At 68.9% G+C, this 19,841-nt stretch carries 20 protein-coding genes and 1 other RNA gene; 7 read left to right on the forward strand and 14 right to left on the reverse strand.

Going from position 1 to position 19,841, the window contains the following annotated elements; genetic code table 11:
- Nucleotides 1–32: 32 nt before the first annotated feature.
- Together ffs and ACT4MF_RS01280 are read right to left on the reverse strand one after the other, a co-directional pair.
- An RNA gene (gene ffs / locus ACT4MF_RS01275) (signal recognition particle sRNA) lies at nt 33–344 on the reverse strand.
- Nucleotides 345–408: 64 nt separating this feature from the next.
- Nucleotides 409–822, reverse strand: coding sequence for a DUF7548 family protein (locus ACT4MF_RS01280; protein WP_099255034.1), 414 nt, complete (start codon nt 820–822; stop codon nt 409–411).
- Nucleotides 823–942: 120 nt separating this feature from the next.
- Here ACT4MF_RS01280 and ACT4MF_RS01285 point away from each other — a divergent pair, with 120 nt between their 5' ends.
- On the forward strand, nt 943–1,401 hold the full coding sequence (locus tag ACT4MF_RS01285) for a DUF7992 family protein (RefSeq protein ID WP_444681490.1): 459 nt from the start codon (nt 943–945) through the stop codon (nt 1,399–1,401).
- A gap of 36 nt (nt 1,402–1,437) precedes the next feature.
- Here ACT4MF_RS01285 and ACT4MF_RS01290 read toward each other — a convergent pair whose 3' ends face one another.
- Both ACT4MF_RS01290 and ACT4MF_RS01295 read right to left on the reverse strand, forming a co-directional pair.
- A complete protein-coding gene (locus ACT4MF_RS01290) occupies nt 1,438–2,463 on the reverse strand; it encodes an aldo/keto reductase (protein WP_444681491.1) in 1,026 nt (341 codons plus the stop codon).
- Nucleotides 2,464–2,528: 65 nt separating this feature from the next.
- Nucleotides 2,529–2,699: a hypothetical protein gene (locus tag ACT4MF_RS01295; protein WP_180271741.1), complete on the reverse strand. Its 171-nt coding sequence runs from the start codon at nt 2,697–2,699 to the stop codon at nt 2,529–2,531.
- A gap of 119 nt (nt 2,700–2,818) precedes the next feature.
- On the opposite strand from ACT4MF_RS01295, the gene ACT4MF_RS01300 reads away from it, so the two are divergent.
- The 3 genes from ACT4MF_RS01300 (at nt 2,819) to ACT4MF_RS01310 (ending at nt 7,211) form a co-directional block, all read left to right on the forward strand.
- A complete protein-coding gene (locus ACT4MF_RS01300) occupies nt 2,819–3,286 on the forward strand; it encodes a pyridoxamine 5'-phosphate oxidase family protein (RefSeq protein WP_444681492.1) in 468 nt (155 codons plus the stop codon).
- A 78-nt stretch (nt 3,287–3,364) separates the two neighbouring features.
- Complete coding sequence (gene ileS, locus ACT4MF_RS01305) at nt 3,365–6,517, forward strand: isoleucine--tRNA ligase (protein WP_444681493.1); 3,153 nt, start codon at nt 3,365–3,367, stop codon at nt 6,515–6,517.
- 169 nt (nt 6,518–6,686) lie between these two features.
- The gene (locus ACT4MF_RS01310; protein ID WP_444681494.1) at nt 6,687–7,211 is read left to right on the forward strand and encodes a GNAT family N-acetyltransferase; all 525 of its coding nucleotides are present in this window, start codon (nt 6,687–6,689) and stop codon (nt 7,209–7,211) included.
- A 70-nt stretch (nt 7,212–7,281) separates the two neighbouring features.
- Here ACT4MF_RS01310 and lrpA1 read toward each other — a convergent pair whose 3' ends face one another.
- From lrpA1 to ACT4MF_RS01325, 3 genes are all read right to left on the reverse strand, one after another.
- Nucleotides 7,282–7,710 (reverse strand): HTH-type transcriptional regulator LrpA1, encoded by a 429-nt coding sequence (lrpA1, locus tag ACT4MF_RS01315; protein ID WP_099255040.1) that lies wholly within the window; start codon nt 7,708–7,710, stop codon nt 7,282–7,284.
- 107 nt (nt 7,711–7,817) lie between these two features.
- Nucleotides 7,818–8,756, reverse strand: a complete 939-nt coding sequence (locus ACT4MF_RS01320; RefSeq protein WP_099255041.1) for a thiamine pyrophosphate-dependent enzyme — start codon at nt 8,754–8,756, stop codon at nt 7,818–7,820.
- 3 nt (nt 8,757–8,759) lie between these two features.
- Nucleotides 8,760–10,655 carry a 2-oxoacid:acceptor oxidoreductase subunit alpha gene (locus tag ACT4MF_RS01325; RefSeq protein WP_444681495.1) on the reverse strand — a complete coding sequence of 632 codons (1,896 nt, stop codon included), beginning with the start codon at nt 10,653–10,655 and terminating at the stop codon, nt 8,760–8,762.
- 219 nt (nt 10,656–10,874) lie between these two features.
- On the opposite strand from ACT4MF_RS01325, the gene dph5 reads away from it, so the two are divergent.
- The 3 genes from dph5 (at nt 10,875) to ACT4MF_RS01340 (ending at nt 12,588) form a co-directional block, all read left to right on the forward strand.
- The gene (gene dph5 / locus ACT4MF_RS01330; protein ID WP_444681496.1) at nt 10,875–11,672 is read left to right on the forward strand and encodes a diphthine synthase; all 798 of its coding nucleotides are present in this window, start codon (nt 10,875–10,877) and stop codon (nt 11,670–11,672) included.
- A 66-nt stretch (nt 11,673–11,738) separates the two neighbouring features.
- The gene (locus ACT4MF_RS01335; RefSeq protein ID WP_099255044.1) at nt 11,739–12,125 is read left to right on the forward strand and encodes a CBS domain-containing protein; all 387 of its coding nucleotides are present in this window, start codon (nt 11,739–11,741) and stop codon (nt 12,123–12,125) included.
- A gap of 88 nt (nt 12,126–12,213) precedes the next feature.
- Nucleotides 12,214–12,588 (forward strand): CBS domain-containing protein, encoded by a 375-nt coding sequence (locus tag ACT4MF_RS01340; RefSeq protein ID WP_099255045.1) that lies wholly within the window; start codon nt 12,214–12,216, stop codon nt 12,586–12,588.
- A 25-nt stretch (nt 12,589–12,613) separates the two neighbouring features.
- Here ACT4MF_RS01340 and ACT4MF_RS01345 read toward each other — a convergent pair whose 3' ends face one another.
- From ACT4MF_RS01345 to ACT4MF_RS01375, 7 genes are all read right to left on the reverse strand, one after another.
- A complete protein-coding gene (locus ACT4MF_RS01345; protein ID WP_444681497.1) occupies nt 12,614–13,861 on the reverse strand; it encodes an MgtC/SapB family protein in 1,248 nt (415 codons plus the stop codon).
- A 174-nt stretch (nt 13,862–14,035) separates the two neighbouring features.
- The gene (gene artA / locus ACT4MF_RS01350; protein ID WP_444681498.1) at nt 14,036–14,998 is read right to left on the reverse strand and encodes an archaeosortase A; all 963 of its coding nucleotides are present in this window, start codon (nt 14,996–14,998) and stop codon (nt 14,036–14,038) included.
- 99 nt (nt 14,999–15,097) lie between these two features.
- On the reverse strand, nt 15,098–15,550 hold the full coding sequence (locus ACT4MF_RS01355) for a transcription elongation factor Spt5 (protein ID WP_004050001.1): 453 nt from the start codon (nt 15,548–15,550) through the stop codon (nt 15,098–15,100).
- Complete coding sequence (locus ACT4MF_RS01360; protein WP_099255048.1) at nt 15,550–15,726, reverse strand: protein translocase SEC61 complex subunit gamma; 177 nt, start codon at nt 15,724–15,726, stop codon at nt 15,550–15,552. Before ACT4MF_RS01360 ends, ACT4MF_RS01355 begins: the two co-directional genes overlap by 1 nt.
- A 128-nt stretch (nt 15,727–15,854) precedes the next feature.
- Entirely contained in the window at nt 15,855–17,012 is a 1,158-nt protein-coding gene (gene ftsZ, locus ACT4MF_RS01365; RefSeq protein ID WP_099255049.1) for a cell division protein FtsZ, read from the reverse strand.
- 206 nt (nt 17,013–17,218) lie between these two features.
- Nucleotides 17,219–18,619, reverse strand: coding sequence for a D-aminoacyl-tRNA deacylase (locus ACT4MF_RS01370; RefSeq protein WP_444681499.1), 1,401 nt, complete (start codon nt 18,617–18,619; stop codon nt 17,219–17,221).
- 180 nt (nt 18,620–18,799) lie between these two features.
- Entirely contained in the window at nt 18,800–19,750 is a 951-nt protein-coding gene (locus ACT4MF_RS01375; protein ID WP_099255050.1) for a calcium/sodium antiporter, read from the reverse strand.
- Nucleotides 19,751–19,841 lie beyond the last annotated feature (91 nt).

The following is a 19,841-nucleotide window of genomic DNA, read 5'->3' on the forward strand; positions in this document are numbered from 1 at the left end:
CGGCCGCTAACGGGTGTGAAAACGGATATGAATGGCGGACAGGCGGGGTTGCCCGGCGTTCCGGCGCGGGGTATCCCGGTTGCCTTCTCCACCCCGCGACCCGACGAGCGACGGGCGTCCGGCGGTGGGCTGCTCGCTTCCGCGCCTGACCCAGTGTCGCCGACGAACCGCGACGGACCGCTCCTGCGAGCGGACGCCGCGGACCGCTGTCCCCGGCGGACGAGGCTTCCACGTTGGCTCTCGGGGCCCGCGCCGGTCAGACCGGACGCGCCCGCTGTTCGGTCCCCGCTAAAGACTACCTCACGGGTGACGAGCGGGGCCTAACCGCCCGACCTAGTCCACTTCGAGGTACACGGCACCACCTTAAGGGCCTTTCGTTCGCCGGACAGCCGGTCGGAGACCGGGCCCCTACGCCAGCAGTTCGCGGGCGTACACCGCGGCGGACACCGGCATCAGGACCGAGAGAACGACCACGGCGCGAGCGTGCCACTCCAGCCAGCGGTGTTCGGCGAACATCGTGGTGGGCTCGACCGCCGCGGCCCACAGCGCCGCGCTCAGCGTCGTCGCGACGCCGAGCATCACCGCGACGCCGGCGAGCGTCCCCGGATCGAGGTTGCCGCGCTCGACGGAGGCGACGACGACCGCGCCGAGCAGCGCGAACAGGGCGACGCCGGCGCCGCCGAGCGGGCCGGAGGCGTAGTAGCCGGCGAGCTGGGACGCGTACTCGCCGCCCGACACGACCGCGTACGGCGCGCCGAGCGCGATCACGGTGACGACGCCGGCGGCGATTCCCGCCCGGCGCGAGATGTCGCGGAGCTCCATGGTCGTGGCTCGGGAGGGGACGGCGGTAAAAGGACCGGATCGCGGCGAGTCGTCGGCGTGCGGCGGCGTCCGCCGGCGTGCTCCCGTAGCGTTTTGGGTCGCCGGCGCGGAGGGAGGCACATGACCCTCGATGTCGACCCGCCGGAGCCGCCCGAGCTCGCCGCCGTGGACCCCAACGAGTACGAGGACGCGGAGGTCGCGGGCGGGGAGTACCGCCGCGACGAGCTGGAGGCGTTCCTGCGCGAAGGCGCGTGGGAGGAGGCGTTCGAGGAGTGGGCCGCCGGCAGCGACATGGACGAGGCGGACTGGCGGATCGCGCTCGACCTCGATCTGGTCTCCCGGTTCGACTTCTTCTGGGACGACTTCGCCGACCGAGTGGGGTACCACGCCCCCGGACTCCCCGAGGACTGGAAGGAGCGCGACCTCCACCCCGACCTGGACTCGTGGGGCACCGTCTCGGCGATCAACGCGGGGCTCACCGAGCTCGGGCAGATCGTGTGCGAGACGCTGAAACAGGAGTACATCGACTGGGAGGCCGAGTTCGAAGCGCCGGACGACCTCCCCGACTTCGACGAGTAGCGCCGTGCGAGAGGCCGGAGTCGAGGGGGCGACCGCTCAGTGCCCCCAAAGGTTCCCGTCCGGGGCGTAGCGGGCGTCCATGATCCGGTCCCACTGCCCGTCAGAGAGGTCGAGATCGGTGGCGGCGACGTTTTCCGCGAGCTGGTCGGGCGTGCGCGCGCCGACGATGGGGACGCAGGTGAACTCGTCCCACTCCGTGAGCCACGCGAGCGCGGTCTGGGCGGGCGTCGCGTCGAGCTCGTCGGCGACCTCGCGCACCGCGTCGAGCACCTGCCAGCCGCGCTCCGAGAGGTAGAAGCGCTCGAACCGGTCGTCGAAGCTCGCCCGCGAGCCGTCCGGGGCGATCACCTGCTCCGGGTCCTCCGGGTCCGCGCGCTCGTACTTCCCGGTGAGGAACCCGCCCGCGAGCGGGGAGTACGGACACACCGCGAGGTCCTGGTCGGCGCAGACGTCGAGGTACCCCTCCACGTCCTCGTAGTAGCCGGCGTGGTGGAGCGGCTGGACCACGTCGAAGCGCGCGTAGTCGTTGGCGTCGGCGGTCCACAGCGCCTTCGTCAGCTGCCACGCCGCCATCGTCGAGGCGCCGAGGTAGTGCACCTTCCCCTCCGAGACGAGCTCGTCGAGGACACGCATCGTCTCCTCGATCGGCGTCTCCTCGTCCCAGCGGTGGATGTAGTACACGTCGAGGTACTCCGTGTCGAGCCGGTCGAGGGTCCCCTCGACCTGCGCGCGAACGTGCTTTCGCCCCAGTCCCGAGTCGTTGGGGCCGGGCTCGCCGCGCCCGTCGAACGGGAAGTACACCTTCGAGGCGATCACGTAGTCCTCGCGGTCGCGGTCGGCGAGCCACTCGCCGATGTACTCCTCGCTTTTCCCGTTCGGCGTCCCGTACACGTTGGCGGTGTCGATGAAGTTGATCCCGCGGTCCGCCGCCGCGTCGAGCAGTTCGTGGGCCTCCTCGCGCCCCGTCTCCACGACGCCGTTCGTCTCTCGCCCGAAGCGCCACGTCCCGAAGCAGAGCTCGGAGACGCTGAGTCCCGTGTTGCCGAGTCGTCGATACTCCATACGGTCCCCTCTCGCCGCCGATCTGTAAAGCGTGGCGGCAGCGGCGGTTCGGACGAAAAATCCCGCTATCCGCCGCCGATCCCGCCGTATCCGCCGCTCCGCGCCTCCGCCTCGCGCTCGCGGCGGTTCCGCTCGTCGTCCCCGTCCGGCGGCGTCGACCGCTCCGGGTCCCGGTCGGGCCTCCGTGCCACGAGCGCCCAGCCGAGGTTCTCGCGCGCGAGCTGTCGGAGGGACACGGCCCACGTTCACGTCCGCGAGGGAAGGGCCCTGTTCCGAAGGGGCCACGAGGCCGGACTCGCCGGGCGGCGTCGCCGACCGCTGTGGGAGTTAAGCCGACGCCGGACGAACGTCACGTATGGAACACGTTCACTACGCGTACACTCGCGGGATGGACGACGACGAGGCCGCCGAACGCCTACGCACGGCGGACTCCGGCGTCCTGTCGCTCGCTCGGGATAACGACGCGTACGCGCTTCCGCTGGCGCACTACTACGACGGCGAGAAGCTCTACTTCCGCCTCGGACTACGCGACGAGAGCACGAAGCGAGCCTTCTGGGACGCGACCGAAACCGCCTGCTACGTCGTCCACGACACGGAGCCGACCGACGAACCGCAGGAGCTCGACTCGTGGAGCGTCGTCGTCACCGGGCACCTCGCGGAGCTGTCCGAGGCCGAGCGCGAGCGCTTCGACACCGCCGAGATCAACCGTCGATTTACGCCGATCCGCGTGTTCGACGAGGCGATCGAAGCCGTCGATATCACCATCGCCGAGTTCGAGATCCGCACGATGACCGGGCGGACGACGCCGGCCGCGGACCGCTGACGCGAGTCGCGCGTCGCCGATGGGGACGGTCGGCGCAGAGTCCGCCGTATTCAAATACGCGCGCGCAGACCAACGGATATGGACGAGATCGACGACCAGTACACGCCCGCGGACGTGGAGTCCGGGGTCGACGAGTACTGGGACGACACCGACGCCTACGAGTCGGCGAAGGAGGCGCACGCCGACGACCCGCCCTTCTTCTTCGTCGACGGCCCGCCGTACACCTCCGGACAGATGCACCTCGGCACGGCGTGGAACAAGACGCTGAAGGACGCGATCATCCGCCACAAGCGGATGACGGGGCACCGCGTCACCGACCGCCCGGGGTACGACATGCACGGGCTCCCGATCGAGGTGAAAGTCGAGGAGGAGCTCGGCTTCGAGAACAAGCGGGACATCGAGGAGTACGGCATGGAGTCGTTCATCGAGAAGTGCAAGGAGTTCGCCCTGCGAAACCGCGCGGCGATGGACGAGGACTTCAAATCCATCGGCGTGTGGATGGACTGGGACGACCCCTACGAGACGATCAGCCCCGAGTACATGGAGGCGACGTGGTGGGCGTTCTCCGAGGTCGCCGACAACGGGCTCGTCGAACAGGGGAAACGCTCCATCTCGCAGTGCCCGCGGTGTGAGACCGGGCTCGCCAACAACGAGGTCGAGTACGAGGACGTCGAGGACCCCTCCATCTACGTGAAGTTCCCGCTCGCCGACCGCGAGGGGAGCCTCGTCATCTGGACGACGACGCCGTGGACGATCCCCGCGAACACCTTCGTCGCCGTCGACGAGGAGCTCACCTACAACGCCGTCCGCGCCGAGAGGGACGGCGAGGAGGAGCTCCTCTACGTCGCCGCCGAGTGCGTCGAGGACGTGCTGCAAGAGGGGCGTTACGAGGAGTACGAGGTCGAAGGCGAACTGACGGGCGACGAGCTCGTCGGCTGGGAGTACGACCACCCGCTCGCCGACCACGTCGCCGACTACCCCGACTTCGAGGGCGCCGGACAGGTGTACGCCGCCGACTACGTGGAGGCCGACCGCACCGGCCTGGTCCACTCCGCGCCGGGCCACGGGGAGGAGGACTTCCACCGCGGCACCGAACTCGGGCTCGAGATCCGCTGTCCGGTCGCCCCCAACGGCGAGTTCACGGCGGCCGCCGGAGCGTACGCCGGCCAGTTCGTGCGCGACGCCAACGACGACATCGTCGACGACCTGGTCGCCGCCGGCCACATGCTCGCGCACGGCACCGTCGATCACAGCTACGGCCACTGCTGGCGCTGTGACACCGGCATCATCCAGCTGGTCACCGACCAGTGGTTCATCTCGATCACGGACGTGAAAGACGACCTCCTCGACAACATGGAGGAGTCGGAGTGGCACCCCCAGTGGGCCCGCGACAACCGCTTCCGCGACTTCATCCAGGACGCGCCCGACTGGAACGTCTCCCGCCAGCGCTACTGGGGCGTCCCGATCCCGATCTGGGTGCCGGAGGACGCCGACGCCGGGAACCTCGACGACGACATGATCGTGATCGGCACCCGTGAAGAGCTCGCCGAGCGCGTCGAGGAGGACATCGACCCCGAGACGATCGACCTCCACCGTCCCGCCGTCGACGACCTGACCATCGTCGAGGACGGGACCGCCTACCGCCGGGTCGAGGACGTGTTCGACGTGTGGCTCGACTCCTCGGTCGCCTCGTGGGGCACGCTCGGCTACCCGAGCGACGAGGCGGCCCACGACGAGCTGTGGCCCGCCGACCTCATCGTCGAGGCGCACGACCAGACCCGCGGCTGGTTCTGGTCCCAGCTCGGGATGGGCACCGCCGCGGTGGATCAGGTGCCCTACGAAGAGGTGCTCATGCACGGGTTCGCCAACGACGAGGACGGGCGGAAGATGTCCAAGTCCGTCGGCAACATCGTCACGCCCGAGGAGGCGATCGAGCGCGCCGGTCGCGATCCGCTGCGGACCTACCTGCTCAGTCACGACCAGCAGGGCGTCGACCTCGCGTTCGAGTGGGACGGGCTCGGTGAGATCCAGGGCAAGCTCAACATCCTCTGGAACGTGTTCCGGTTCCCGCTGGAGTACATGGACCTCGACGGCTACGACCCCGCCGAGGCCGACCTCGACGACGGCGACCTCGAACTCGTCGACGAGTGGGTGCTCTCGCGGCTCCAGTCGGTGGAGACGGAGGTCGAGGCGGCGTGGGAGGACTACCGCGTCAGCGACGCCGTCAACGCGGTGATCGAGTTCGTCACCCAGGACGTGTCGCGGTTCTACGTGAAGGCGGTCCGCGACCGCATGTGGGAGGAGGCCGACTCCGCCTCGAAGCGCGGCGCCTACGCGACGCTCGCGACGGTCCTCGACGAGACGACCCGACTGCTCGCGCCGATCGCGCCGTACATGACGGAGCGCATGTACCAGACGCTCGACGGCGAGGCCACGACGGTCCACCAGCTCGACTACCCCGAAGCCGACGAGACCCTCCGCGACCCGGATCTCGAGCACGATATGGCCGTCCTCCGCGACGTGGAGGAGGCCGCCGCGAACGCCCGCCAGCAGGCCGGCCGGAAGCTCCGCTGGCCCGTGCCGCGCGTGGTCGTCGAGAGCGACGACGAGGGCGTGACCGCCGCGGTCGAGCGCCTCTCGGAACTGATCGCCGAGCGCGTCAACGCCCGCGAGGTGACCGTCACCGACGCCTTCGACGAGCTGGTCGAGACCGCCGAGCCGCAGATGGGCGCGATCGGCCCCGCCTTCGGCGCCGACGCCCAGAAGGTGATGGAAGCGGTGCAGGGCGCGCCCCGCGCCGCGGTCGAGAACGGCGAGGTGACCGTCGACGGCGAGCCCGTCGACCTCGACGACGAGATGGTCGAGTACGTCGCCGAGCCGCCGGAGCACGTCTCCGGCGCCGACTTCGACGGCGGCGCCGTCTACGTCGACACCTCTCTCACTCCGGAGATCGAGTCCGAGGGATACGCCCGCGACGTGATCCGCCGCGTACAGGAGATGCGCAAGGATCTCGATCTGGACGTGGAGGCTCGGATCCGCGTCGGCGTCGCCGTCGACGACGACCGGATCTCCGGCTTCGTCGACGACCACGCCGACCTGATCGCCGGCGAGGTGCGCGCCGATACGTGGCTCGACGACCCGAGCGACGCCGCAAACGTCGACGGCGGCCTCGTCGAGGAGTGGGAGGTCGAAGGCGTCGCGATCACGATCGGGATCGAGCCGGTCGCCTGACGCCTGATCGGGAGCGCCGCGGGAGACCGTACGGCGATCCGTAAGGACAGGCAGTTGTCAGACGCGGACCCCCGACGGAGCTGATCGGTTTGGGTATTCTCGCCCGTTATTCCCCGTGAAACGTTCTCGTCCCGAAACCTATAGGTGACTTCTTTACCCACGGTCGTATATGCATGTCCGGGCGGCGCGGCCCGACGACGCGGAGGCGCTGCGGACGGCAGTCTCGCGAGCCCGCGAGGCGACCGTCTTCGACGACATCGGAGCTCCCCTTCTCAACGTGTCCGCCGCCGGCGTCCGCGAGGCCGCCGCGGAGGCCGAGTGGTCGTTCCTGATGGAGGACGAGGACGGACCGGTGGGCGTCGCCATCGCCCACCCTGACGCGGAGGGGGCGTCCGACGAACCGGGATCGAACCAAGCGCGCGGCGACGCCGGCGCGGGCGATCTGGAAGCCGAACTGCTCGCGCTGTGGGTCCACCCGAACCACGCGGGGGAGGGCGTGGCGACCGAACTGCTCGCGCGCGTCGCGTCGTCGGTGACCGAACGCGGCGTCGGAACCCTTCGCGCGACCGTCCCCGCCGACAGTCCCGGCGCCACCGAGTTCTTCAGCACGCACGGATTCTCTCACCGCGACACCCGTCGCGGCCCGGCCGGTGACGAGTTGGTCGTCGTCGCCGACGTGGCCGCGCTGCGATAGCGCCCGCGTCGCCGCGCTCACCAACCGGTAGAAGGGATCTGCCGATGCCGGACGGACCGCCCGCCGCGAGTTACTTCAGACGCTCCTGCAGGAACGAGGGGTGCGCCGCGGTGACGCCGTCGACGCCGAGGAGTTTCTCGGAGATGACGTCGCCGAGTTCGTCGCCGTCGCCGGCGCGGACCTCGGCCATCAGCATGTGGTCGCCGGAGGAGGTGTACAGCGCCTGCACCTCGTCGAGCTCCTTCAGCTTGCGAGTCGCGCCCACGTACTGACCCGAGTCGACGTCCATACCCACCATCGCGATCGACTGCGACGAGAGCTTCTTCGGGTCGATCTCCGCGGAGTAGCCGACGATCACGCCCTTCTCCTCGAGGCGGTCGATGTACTTCCGCACCGTCGGCTTCGAGACGTCAGCCCGGTCGGCGATCTCCGCACAGGAGGCCTGTGCGTCCTCCTCTAACACCGACAGGATCCGTTCCTCCGTCGATACCGTACTCATGAGTATCGCTTTGTCTCCACGGAAAAAATACCTTGCGAATCAAAAAACGAGACGAACGGACGACGAACCCCGGCGGGACCGCCGGTCGATCCCGGTGTACGGCCGTATCAGGCGTGCTTGTCGAGGAACATGTCGTGGGAGCGCTCCCACTCGTAGTCGTCATCCCAGTAACGCTCCGCCAGCGGCTCCTCGGGCATCTCGCCGATCGACTGCTTCTCGGCGCCGTAGGACGGGCGGTCCTCGTCGACGTAGAAGCGGCCGGTGAGCACCTCGCCCTCGTACAGCGACTCCTCGGTCTCGCGCATCATCTCCGCGGCCTCGACGCGGTCGGTCTTGTCGAAGTCGTAGTCGTCGGACTCGTTGACGTCGATGTACGGGACGTACTGGCGCGCGTCCTTGTTCCAGGTCGGACACTGGGTGAGGAAGTCGACGTGCGCGAAGCCGTCGTGTTCGATCGCCTCGATCAGGATCTCCTTGGCCTGGTTCGGGTTGACCGCGGCGGTCCGGGCGACGTAGGAGGCGCCGGCGTTCAGCGACATCGAGAGCGGCTTGATCGGCTCCTTGGCGCTGCCGTGCGGCTGCGTCTTCGACTTGTGGCCCTTCGGGCTGGTCGGGGAGGTCTGCCCCTTCGTGAGCCCGAAGATCTCGTTGTTGAAGACGATGTACGTCATGTCGTGGTTCTCCCGGGCCGTGTGGATGAAGTGGTTCCCGCCGATCCCGTAGCCGTCGCCGTCACCGCCGGCGGCGATCACTTCGAGGTCGGGGTTCGCGAGCTTCGCGGCGCGGGCCACGGGCAGCGAGCGACCGTGGATCGTGTGGAACCCGTACGTGTCGAGGTAGCTGTTCAGCTTGCCCGAGCAGCCGATCCCGGTACACAGCAGGGTCTCCTCCGGCGAGCGGCCGACCTCGGGGAGCGCCTGCTTGAGCGCCTTCAGGACGCTGAAGTCACCGCAGCCGGGACACCACGTCGGCTGGGGCTCGACGCCGGGCGTGTACTCGTCGCGGTCGATCTCTCGCTCCTCTCCGATTGCTGAAAACGTGCTCATTGGTTAGTCACCTGCGGCTGGGACGAAGGTGGTCTGCTGGCCGGACGCATCGCCGTCGCCCTCGATGATTGCGGCCTCGAACCCGTCGACGACCTCCGCCGGCTCGAACGGGTTCCCGTTGTACTTCAGCAGGCTCGACAGCTTCTCGCCGTAGCGGCCGAGATTCTTCTGAATGAGCCCGCGGAACTGTCCGGACGCCGTCATCTCGACGACGAGGACCTCGTCGACGCTCTCGACGAACGCCTCCACCTGCTCCGTCGGGAAGGGGAGCATGTCGGAGACGCCGTACGACTTCACCGAGATGCCGGCGTCGTTGAGGCGCCCGACCGCCTCTTCGACGGTCCCCTGCTGGCTGCCGAACGTGAGGATACCGTACTGGGCGTCTTCGGGGCCGGCGTACGACCCGGTGTCCTCCTGGTCGAGGTCGGCGCGGATCGCTTCCAGCTTCTCCGTGCGCCGGTCGATCTGCGCGACGCGGTTGTCGGGCGACTCCGCGATGTGGCCGGTCGGGTCGTGCTCGTTGCCGGTCGCGAGGAAGCGACCGCCCTTCTGACCGGGGATCGACCGCGGCGAGACGCCGTCCTCGACGTCGTGCTGGAACCGGTGGAACTTCCCGTCGGCCGAGTGCGGCTCGTCGGCCAGCGCGTCCTCCGAGAGCGTCTTCCCGAGGGTCGGGTTCGGCTCGCGGTCGAAGTGGCTCTTCGGGACGTTGGTCATCTCGCCGCCGAGCTTCTGGTCGTACAGGAGGATCGACGGGATCTGGTACTCGTACGCCAGCCGGAAGGCGATCCGCGACTGCTCGTATGCCTCCTCGACGGTTCCGGGTGCCAGCACGACGCGCTGGGAGTCACCCTGCGAGGTGTACAGGACGTGCTCGAGGTCGGACTGCTCCGGCTTCGTCGGCATCCCGGTCGACGGCCCGGCGCGCATGGCCTCGACGAGGACGACGGGAGTCTCCGTCATCTCCGCGAGCCCGAGCGGCTCCGACATCAGCGCGAAGCCGCCGCCGGAGGACCCGGACATGGACTTCACGCCGGCGTGCGAGGCCCCGACAGCGAGCGCGGCCGCAGCGATCTCGTCTTCCACCTGCTCAGAGATCCCGCCGAGCTTCGGCAGGTTCTTCGTCATGATGGTGAAGACCTCGGTCCACGGCGTCATCGGGTAGCCGGCGATGAACCGGCACCCCTCGTCGATGGCGCCGTAGGAGATGGCGTCCGAGCCGGACATGAGCAGCTGCGTCTCGTCGTGCTCGCCGGTCGGCACCCCAACGTCCGGGGCGTCCACGTCGTACTCCTCGCTGACCTGGTCGTAGGCGGTCTCGAGGATCTCGATGTTCGGTTCGAGGATCTTCTCCGGCATCGCGTCGCGCATCAGGTCCTCGACGTGATTGAGGTCCATCCCGGTCAGCGCGCAGGTCGCGCCGACGCCGGCGGTGTTGCGCATGACCTCGCGCCCCATGTCGCGGGCGAGGCCGCGCAGGTCGAGCGGGTATACGTGCCAGTTGTTCTCCTCGGCGCGCTCCTCGAAGTTCGGAATCTCGGAGGCGTCGAGCAGTCCCTCGTCGTATACGATGACCCCACCCTCGCGGAGCTCGTCGAGGTTCTCCGAGAGCGGCTTGATCTCTTCGTTCCCGTAGACGGCCTCCTCCTGCGGGTTTCGGGCGAACGAGTCGCCGAGCGCCAGCAGGAAGTTGTAGCCGTCTCCCCGGGAGTTCACCGGGTCCGAGGACGCCCGGACTTCGGTGTAGGTGTGACCCCCGCGGATCCGCGACGGGTAGTGGCGATGCGTGAAGACGTTGAGCCCCGATCGCATCAAGGCCTTCGCGAAGTTCTGGCTGGTCGAAGCGATCCCGTCACCGGATCCCCCCGAAATCCGCCAGATGAGTTCGTCGTCAGTCATAATGGTATGTGAGCCCGTGAGGGCCTCGTAGGTCGATGTTATGTTGGTTACCTCTTAGGGCTTGCTATGGAATCACAAGAGACGATCATGTAGGACCGTCCGTATCGGCTCTCGCGACCGTTCGTATCGCTCGCCGCCGACCGCGTGGGTCGATCGTCCGCCGCTCCGATCGGGACGCCCTTCCGCGTCCTTTTACTCGCCGGCCCCCCGACGGACCGTATGCTCACGTTCATCGGTCTCGGACTCTACGACGAGCGGTCGATAACCGTCGAGGGGCGCGAAGCGCTCCGGTCCGCGGACCGGGTCTTCGCCGAGTTTTACACCAGCAAACTGGTCGGCGCCGGCGTCGAGGAGTTGGAGGCGTATCACGACGCGGAGATCGAGGTCCGGTCGCGCGAGGGCGTCGAACAGGACCCGGAAGCGATCCTCGCGGCGGCGGACGACGGGCACGCCGCGTTCCTCACCGCCGGTGACACGATGATCTCGACGACCCACACCGACCTCCGGCTGCGCGCCGAGGAGCGCGGGATCGACACCCGCGTGATCCACGGCGTGACCGCCCAGTCGGCCGCGTCGAGCCTGACCGGGCTCCAGAACTACCGGTTCGGGAAGGCGACGACGCTCCCGTTCCCGTACGCCCACGGCGGCGACGACGTGCCCGGAAGCGTGGTCGACACCATCGAGGCGAACCGCGAGCGGGGGCTCCACACCGTCGTCTACCTCGACATCAAGGTCGGCACCGGGCCGACCGGCCCCGACCCGGATCACGAGGAGTACATGACCGCCGACGTCGCCGCCGGCCTGCTCGCCGACGGGTGGGAGGACGCGCTCGCGGTCGTCGTCGCCCGCGCCGGATCGCCCGACTCGGTCGTCGCCGCGGACCGCCTGAGCGCGCTCGCGGACCGCGAGTTCGGCGACCCGCTCCACCTGCTCGTGATCCCCGGCGACCTTCACCACGTCGAGGCCGACGCGCTCGCCGGGCTGGCGGGCGCGCCGGCGGACCTCGTCGAGGAGTGAGCGCGGCGGGGCGTCCGACCCCAGCGACCGGTCGTTTGATATTCCCATCTCGCGTCACCATACCACATGACCGATATCCCAGTCGAGCGGCTGATGTCGACCGAGCTCGTCACGATCGGATCGGGGGCGGCCGCAGCGGACGCGGCCGAACGCATGTTGGAAACCGGCGTGAGTTCGGTTCTCGTCGTCGACGACGACGGGCGCCTCGCCGGTCTGATCACCGCGACCGACTTCGTGTCGCTCGTTCGGCGGAACGACCCGGAGGACGAGACGCCCGTCGAGGCGTTCATGACGACGGAGATAGCCACCGTGTCTCCCGACGATTCCGTCGAGGAGCTCGCGGAGCCGACGGACGAGGGGTACACGCACCTGCCGGTCGTCGACGCGGAGAGCCAGCTGGTCGGGATGGTCTCGACGACCGACCTCACGGCGTACCTCTCCGGGCAGCGGTGAGCCGCTCGCCGCCCCGCCGCGGAAGTCGGGGTGACCGGAGGGGTCGCCTACCGGAAGAGTAATCAAATATGCTATCACATCACACAGTATGGATTTGAACGACCGGACTCGCGTCAGCGAGGTCATGTCGACGCCGCTCGAAACGATCGGAGCCGACGAGCCGCTCCGAGAGGCGGCCCGGCGGATGAACGGGGACGACATCAGCGCGCTCGTCGTGACGACCGGCGGGGGCTGTATCGTCACCCAAAGCGACATCGTCGGAGCCGTCGCCGCGGGCAGAGACCTCGACAGTGCGGTGGTTCGCGACGTGATGACCGAAAACGTCGAGACCGTGACGCCCGATCTCATGATGGAGGAGGTCGCGGCGATGATGACGATGTACGGCGTGAAACACCTCCCCGTCGTCGACGACGACTACGTCGGCATGGTCTCGTCGACCGACGTGGCCGAACACCTGTCCTAACCGGGGCGGCAAGAGCCCCAGGCGGTTACAGGAGCAGCAGCGGCACGCCGACAGCCATCCCCGCCGCGATCAACACGAGGTTCCAGAACAACACCGGCCGGATCAGCTCGCGCGCGATGCTCGCGGCGAACGCCGTCTTCACGAGGACGCTCGCGAGCGTCCCCGCGACGACCCCCGTGACCGCGGTGTCGACGGTGATCTGTCCGGTCCCCAAAAGTGAGACGGCCGTGGTCGTCGCCGTCCCGGAGGAGACGAGCCCAGCGAGGAACGACGTGGCGACGAACCCGCCCGCGCCGAACGCGCGCTCGGCGCCCGCCGAAACGACCAGCACGAGGAGGAACAGCGCCCCGAACGTCAGGGCGTTCCGGAGGCTGAACGGCGAGGTGAGCTCCGCCTCCATCGTCGTCCGCCAGTCGCTGCGCCACACCGCGATCCCCACGCCGGCGACCGTGATCGCGCCCAGCGGCGCGCCGACGATCAGGGCGGCTTCGGGAACGAACGCGGCGACGACGGCGGCGTTCCGGAGGGCCATCGCGGCGTTCGCCAGCAGGATCGAGCCGACCGCGATGTCGAGCAGGTCCGCCCGCCCCTTCGCGCGCTTGGCCATCTCCGCGACGACCGCGGTGGAGTTCACGAGTCCGCCGAAGAACCCGGTGACCGCGTATCCGCGCCCCTGGTACCGCTTCACGAGCACGTAGTTGACGAAGCCGATGGCGCTGACCGCGACGACCAGCGACCAGATGAGCCGCGGCTGGACCGCGCCCCACGGGTCGATCGTCTCCGCCGGGAGCAGCGGAAAGACGACGAACGCGAGGATCGTGAACTCGACCGCGCTGCGAACCTCCTCCCGCGAGAGGCCCCACGCGAACTGGTGGAGCTCGCGTTTCAACACCAGCAGCAGCGAGGAGAGCACGGCCACCGTCACCGCCTCGATGAAGAACCCTTCGGAGACGAGCGCGCCCACCCCGTACGTGACGAGCATCGACACCGACGTGGTCAGGGAGAGCCCGTCGACCTCCTCCTCGACGAAGCTCCGGACCGCGAGCAGCACCGCGATGGCGACGATCAGCGCCCCGCCGACGAGCAGGAGCCCGCCGTCGCCGAGCAGCGAGAAGACGGCCGCCGCGAGGCTGATCAGCGCGAACGTCCGGATCCCCGCGGACTTCTGGGACCACTCCCGCTCTAACCCGAGGAACATTCCCAACGCGGTCGCCAAGACCAGCTTCGCGACGTTCGTCTGGAGGTAGACCAGCGGGTCGACGGCGCTCAACACGCGGCGTCACCTCGCCGCCGGCGCCGAGCCCACTGTCGCTGCGCCCGCCGCCGGCCTCCCGGGGTCCGCTCCGACCGAGTCATCGCGCTCATACGCGAAACAGTCGACAGCGACGCCTATAGCTTACTATATACTGATATATAACTCGGCGCGACACGTCTCCGCGACGCCGCGTCAGCGGTTCGTCGGCTCCCGCGGGAGATCGAGCGCCTCGGTCAGGTCGTGCTCCTCGCCGGTGAGCAGGTACAGCACGTCTTCGAGGATGACCACGAGCTCCGGCAGCTCGCGCACCACGAGGAACGTGATCCCGATCAGCGCCACGACCGCGAGCAGCTGGCTCATGATCCGGTCGGAGATGAGGAACGACACTCGGTAGGGGTCGCTCGCGCCGAACATCAGCAACACGAGGTCCGGGTACCACTGCATGTACTGGTTGCCAGCGACGACCGAGATGAACGTCGTGCGGAGGATGTTGAGGACGTAGATGAGCGAGACCGACACCGCGAGCCCGCGGAGCTTCCGTCGGAGGGGCGCGTCGACCGCGGCGACGAGCCCGCCGAAGATCGCCATGCTCCCGAGCCCCGTGCACGCGAGCACGATGTCGATCCGGTAGGTGTGGCCGTCGTCAAGGGTCCACAGGTAGGCGGCGTCGTATCCCTCGCTGCTGGCCACCCGCTCGGGGGCGTAGCCGAGGAGGTCGATGAGCATCCCGGTCTGCGTCGCGACCGCCTCGATGAGGATCCGGCGCGGCTCGGGGAACGCGACTCCCGCGAGCGAGAACGCCGGGATCGTCTCGAACGGGAGGTAGATGAACAGCATGATCGCGATCGCTCGCGTGAGGGTGAACAGCGACGCCCGCCCGTTGTACAGGAGGTACCCGGCGTACATGCAGGCGGGTACCCCGACGAGCGCGAGGATCGACTCAACGTAGCTCTGGTGCTCGAACGCGAAGTACGGCACCGTCGACAGCCAGAACAGCCCGAACAGCGCCCACGTGCCGGCCGCGATCGACCGGCCCGCCGCCAGCCCGCGGCTGTCGAGCAGCCACGCGACGGCGAAGAGGATCGCCACGAGCCACGCGAACGTGAACGTGTCCGGCAGCAGGCTCAGAACTGCCGGCACGCCGGAACCGAACATGTCCGAACCGTCAGTCGTCAGCGGATAAAGCCCTTGTCGTTGCCGACGATCCGTCGGATCGGCGAGCGCGAAAACGGAGACGGAGAGAAGTCGGACCGCTTACCGCTCGTCCGAGTCGAGCACGCGGATCTGGTCGCCGCGAACGGTCACCGGAATCGGGACGGTCGCCTCGTACAGCTCGACGGTCACCTGGTCTTTCCCTTCGTCGATCCGCTGGACGCGGGCCTTCTCGCCCTTGAACGGCCCGGCGATCAGCTCGACGATGTCGCCCTCGGCGATCCCCTCCACGTCGGGGGTCGGCGAGAGGAAGTGCTCGACCTCGGAGAAGGGACTCCGTGCCGGCCCCTCGGAGCCCTGAATCACGCCGCGGGCGTGGGGGATCTCGTCGAGGATCCGGGCGAACACGCTGCCGTCCGTCGCTTCGACCATCACGTAGCTCGTCAGCTGATCGGGAGCGATGACGGCCTGGATCTCCGGCATCTCCTTCTCCGCGAGCATGTCGGCGACCGTCCGCTCCTGGCTCGCGGTGGTCTTCACCGAGAAGATGGGCATTACGCGCCGACCCCCGGAAGGAGGCTCATGATCGCGAACATCAGGAAGCCGATGAAGCCGATGAGGAGGATGCCGGCTCCGGCGATCTTCGACACCTGGAGGAACTCGTCGGTGCCCGGCGTGCTCGCCAGTTTCAGCACCCGAATGTAGCTGTTGAGGTCGTACGGAACGTCCATGTTACGTGGTGGTTGGAGTCGATCCGGTTTTTACCTTTTGATGCGAGGCGGACGGAACGAGAAGGAGAGACACCGGCAGCGGCAGAAGGAAGTCGGCGAACGACCGAACGCCACCGTCGACCGAGCGGTTATTCGACGTAGTCGATGTCTTCCATCTCGGGAGCGGCCTCCCCGTCGGAGACCTCACCGTTGCGGCCGTAGATCTGGGGCGACTCGACGCCGGTCACCACGATCATGGTCCGCATCTCGCCCTCCAGCTCCTCGTCGACGGAGGTCCCCCAGATGATCCGCGCGTCGGGGTCGATGCGGTCGTAGATCTCCTCGACGACGCCCTCGGCCTCCTCGATGGACATGTCGGTGCCGCCGGTGACGTTGACGAGCGCGGAGTTCGCGCCGGAGATGTCGACGTCGAGCAGCGGCGAGCGGAGCGCCGACTTCACCGAGTCCTGCGCCTTCGAGTCGGAGTCAGACTCGCCGAGCCCGATCATCGCGACGCCGCCCTTCTCCATGACCGTGCGAACGTCGGCGAAGTCGAGGTTGACCAGCCCGGGCATCGTGATGAGCTCCGTGATCCCCTTCACCGAGCGCATCAGCACCTCGTCGGACACCTTGAACGCCTGCCGGACGGGGAGTTTCCCGACCGCGTCGAGGAGTCGGTCGTTGGGGACGACGATGACGGTGTCGCTCACGTCGCGGAGTCGCTCTAAGCCGGCCTCGGCGTTCGTCCGCCGGACCTCGCCCTCGGCCGTGAACGGCGTCGTGACGATGGCGATCGTCAAGGCGCCCGACTCGCGGGCGGCCTTGGCGACGACCGGAGCCGACCCGGTCCCCGTGCCCCCGCCGAGCCCGGCGGTGACGAACACCATGTCCGAGCCGTCGATGGCGTCCTGAATCTCCTCTTGGGACTCGATGGCGGCCTCTTCGCCGACCTGCGGGAGGGAGCCGGCGCCGCGCCCCTGCGTCTTCTGCTGGCCCATGAGGATCTTCGTGTCGGCCTCGATGTTGACGAGGTGCTGAACGTCGGTGTTGGCGGCGACCAGCTTCGCGCCGTGGATCCCCTCCTCGGTCATCCGGTTAACCGTGTTGCCGCCGGCGCCCCCACAGCCGACGACGGTGATGTTCGTCTGGAGATCCTGGAGGACATCCTGCAGCTCCTCGTCGGTCATCGTCCCGGTCTGTGGCGGGGCGCCGGCGGCGGCGTCGTTCCCGCCGGTGCCGTCCTCCCCGGCGCCGTCCGCCGGGGATTCCTCGGCTTCGTCGATGGCGTCCTCTACAATAGAGTCCATTATATGGTGTGGTTGCGACCCGGACGTATTTATTTTTGCCCGATCGTCTGACGCGAGTCAGACGGCCGGAGACGGTCTCCAGAGCCGCCGAAGCCCGCGTATCACCGATCAAAAACAAATAGGTCGACCGCCGCGCTTCCGCTGCGTCGCCGTCGGGTCGCCGTCGGGTCGCCGTCGAGGCCGCCACCCGATCGGGAACCACACTGTCACTCGATCGGGAACCGCTCCGTCCGCGCCTCCGACACGTCCTCTGGCGCGACGGTCTCGCCGTCGACTTCGATCGACTCCCCCTCGGCGAGCCGCCCGAACGCCGGCCCTTCCGAGACGCCCCGCTCCGCGGCGAGCCCCGGGTCGAACGCCGTCTCGCGAGCGACCACGGCATCGTCACTGACCTCGACGGCGTCGTAGCCGCGCTCCAACACGTCCGCGAGGTCAGCGACGAGGTCGTCGTATCCGGGCGAACTCTCGGCGACGCCGAACGCGGCCCGGCCCGCTGCTCGCGTCCCGGCCTGCTCGGTGTCGAAGGCAACAGTGTTCGTCTCCACCGCCGCCCGGGCCGCGGCCGCGTCCACGCCCTGCGCCCGCGAGAGCAGGGCCGCCGGAAGCGCCTTGACGCGGAGACCGTCGGGAGTTTCGGGGACGACCTCGCCGAACCGGAGCCCCTCGTCGACCGTCGCGACGTCCGCCTCGAGCCGCTCGACCAGCGATAGGGGGGTGTCGCCGACCTCGCGCACCCACGTCTCGGTCACGACGCGGTGACCGAGGTCCTCGACCGTCGCCGCGAGGTCGGGCCGGTCGCCCTCGATGACCGCCAGATCAGCGCGGCTCCGCGCGAACGCCTGCTCGATAACGTCGCGGTTCGCGTCGGGCGCGCCCAGTTCTCCGAGCGCCCAGTCGGCGCCGACGTGGCCCACCGCCCACTCGGTCTCGCGGACGATCCGGGTGAACCGCGGAGCGTAGTGGCCGCCGCCGAAGCCGACGACGTGCCGGGGCGGGGAGTCGGCGGCGGTCTCGTCGGCCGTCTCGTCGACCGTCTCCCCGCTGTCGCCCACCAGATGCGCGCCGGTTCCGCGCAGATCGAGCACCGCCCGCGCGACCGCCCGCGCCGCCTCGGGGTCGGTCCACTGCGGCTCGTCGGAGCCGAGCTCGACGAACAGCGAGGGGACGGCGGTGGCCGTCGGCCCGTGGTGGGTGCACTCGATCCCCGCGTCGTACCCGTCGGGGGCGTGCGACGCCAGCGCCTCGACGACGCGCTTCTCGGCGCCCGGCGCGGCGCGCGCCAGCGTCTCCGGCTCGCCGCCGTACGGTGCGGGACCGAAGTTGCCGGTGACGTGGGCGGTCAGCAGTTCCCCCGTCTCGCCGGAGTGCCGCGAGACGAACGCGAGGAACGCGGGGTCGCAGTCGAAGGCGGTGGCCGGGTCGTCCAAGTCTATGTGGAGGTCGTCGAATTCCCGCAGTTCGAACCCGTCGGTCCGGTAGTACGTCCCGCCGCCGGCGGCGTCGGGGCGACTCGGGTCGTCGCGGCGCTCCCAGTCGCCGATGTCGAGCAGGTGCTCCCCGATGTGTTCGGAGGCGCTGTCGGCCCGGCTGACGACGATCGCTATCACGGTTCCCGGTCGGGGGCGGGCGACCGAATAGCCGTCGGTTCGGTCGCGGTTCTGAGTCGGTCACTGCCCGTCGAAGTGCCCCCGTGGCGCGCGACCGCACGTCGCCTCGTCGGATCCGCATCACACCGTCCGCGGCGGCACTCCGGCATCACACCGTCCGCGGCGGCACCGACCGCGCGCTCACGGCAGCAACAGGTAGATGAACGCGACGTAGCCGACGACGAGAACGCCGCCGTCGACCCGGGTGATGTGGTCCCCGCGGTACATCACCACGACGAGCAGGGCGGTGAACGCGAGCAGCGCGGGGAACTCGAAGCCGCGTACGCCGGGGCTCACGCTGATCGGCGTGATGACGGCGACGATGCCGATGACCGCGAGGATGTTGTAGATGTTCGACCCGACGACGTTGCCGACGCTGAACTCCGCTTCGCCGCGGATCGCGGCGACGACGCTCGCAGCTAACTCCGGCAGCGAGGTCCCCAGCGCCAGCACCGTGAGCCCGATGAAGATGTCGGAGAACCCGGCCGCCGACAGCAGCGACTGTCCGCCCTCGACCAGCCAGCGAGAGCCGAGGACCAGCGCGACGATGCCGCCGACGACGAGGACCGCGTCGCGGAGGCGCGCGTCCGGCATCCCGTCGCGATCGGCGTCGGAGATGCCCGACTGGGTCTGCTGGACCCGTCGCAGGATGACGCCGGTGAACGCGACGAGGACGGCGAGCAGGAGGACGCCCTCGAACGCGCCGACCCGGCCGTCCCAGCCGAAGCCGACGAGCAGCAGCGCGGCGAGTACCATAAACGGAACGTCACGCCTGAACACGGTCTGAGAGACCGCGATCGGGCGGATCAGCGCGGAGATCCCCAACACCAGCCCGATGTTGGCGATGTTCGATCCGACGATCGCACCCAGCCCGGTGTCGGTCGACACCGTGAGCGCGCCGAGCACCGAGACGAACAGTTCGGGGGCCGTGGTCGCGAACGCGACGACGGTGACCCCGACCGTCGACGCTTTCAGCCCGACGGCGAGCGCGAGATCGCTGGCGCCCTTGACGAGCAGTTCGGCGCCGAGGTACAGGAGGGCGGCGCCGCCGGCGAGCAACAGGAGTTCCGTGAGCGGCGACCCGACTAGCACGAATCGGGCTTGTCGTCGGTATTTTAAAAAGCGTCGTGATTCGAGGGCGCCACAGGGTCGCAACGCGTCGGGGGCGTGTTCGCCATCTGCG

Origin of the sequence: Halorubrum sp. FL23 (assembly GCF_052439115.2) — an archaeon.
Taxonomy (GTDB): domain Archaea; phylum Halobacteriota; class Halobacteria; order Halobacteriales; family Haloferacaceae; genus Halorubrum; species Halorubrum persicum.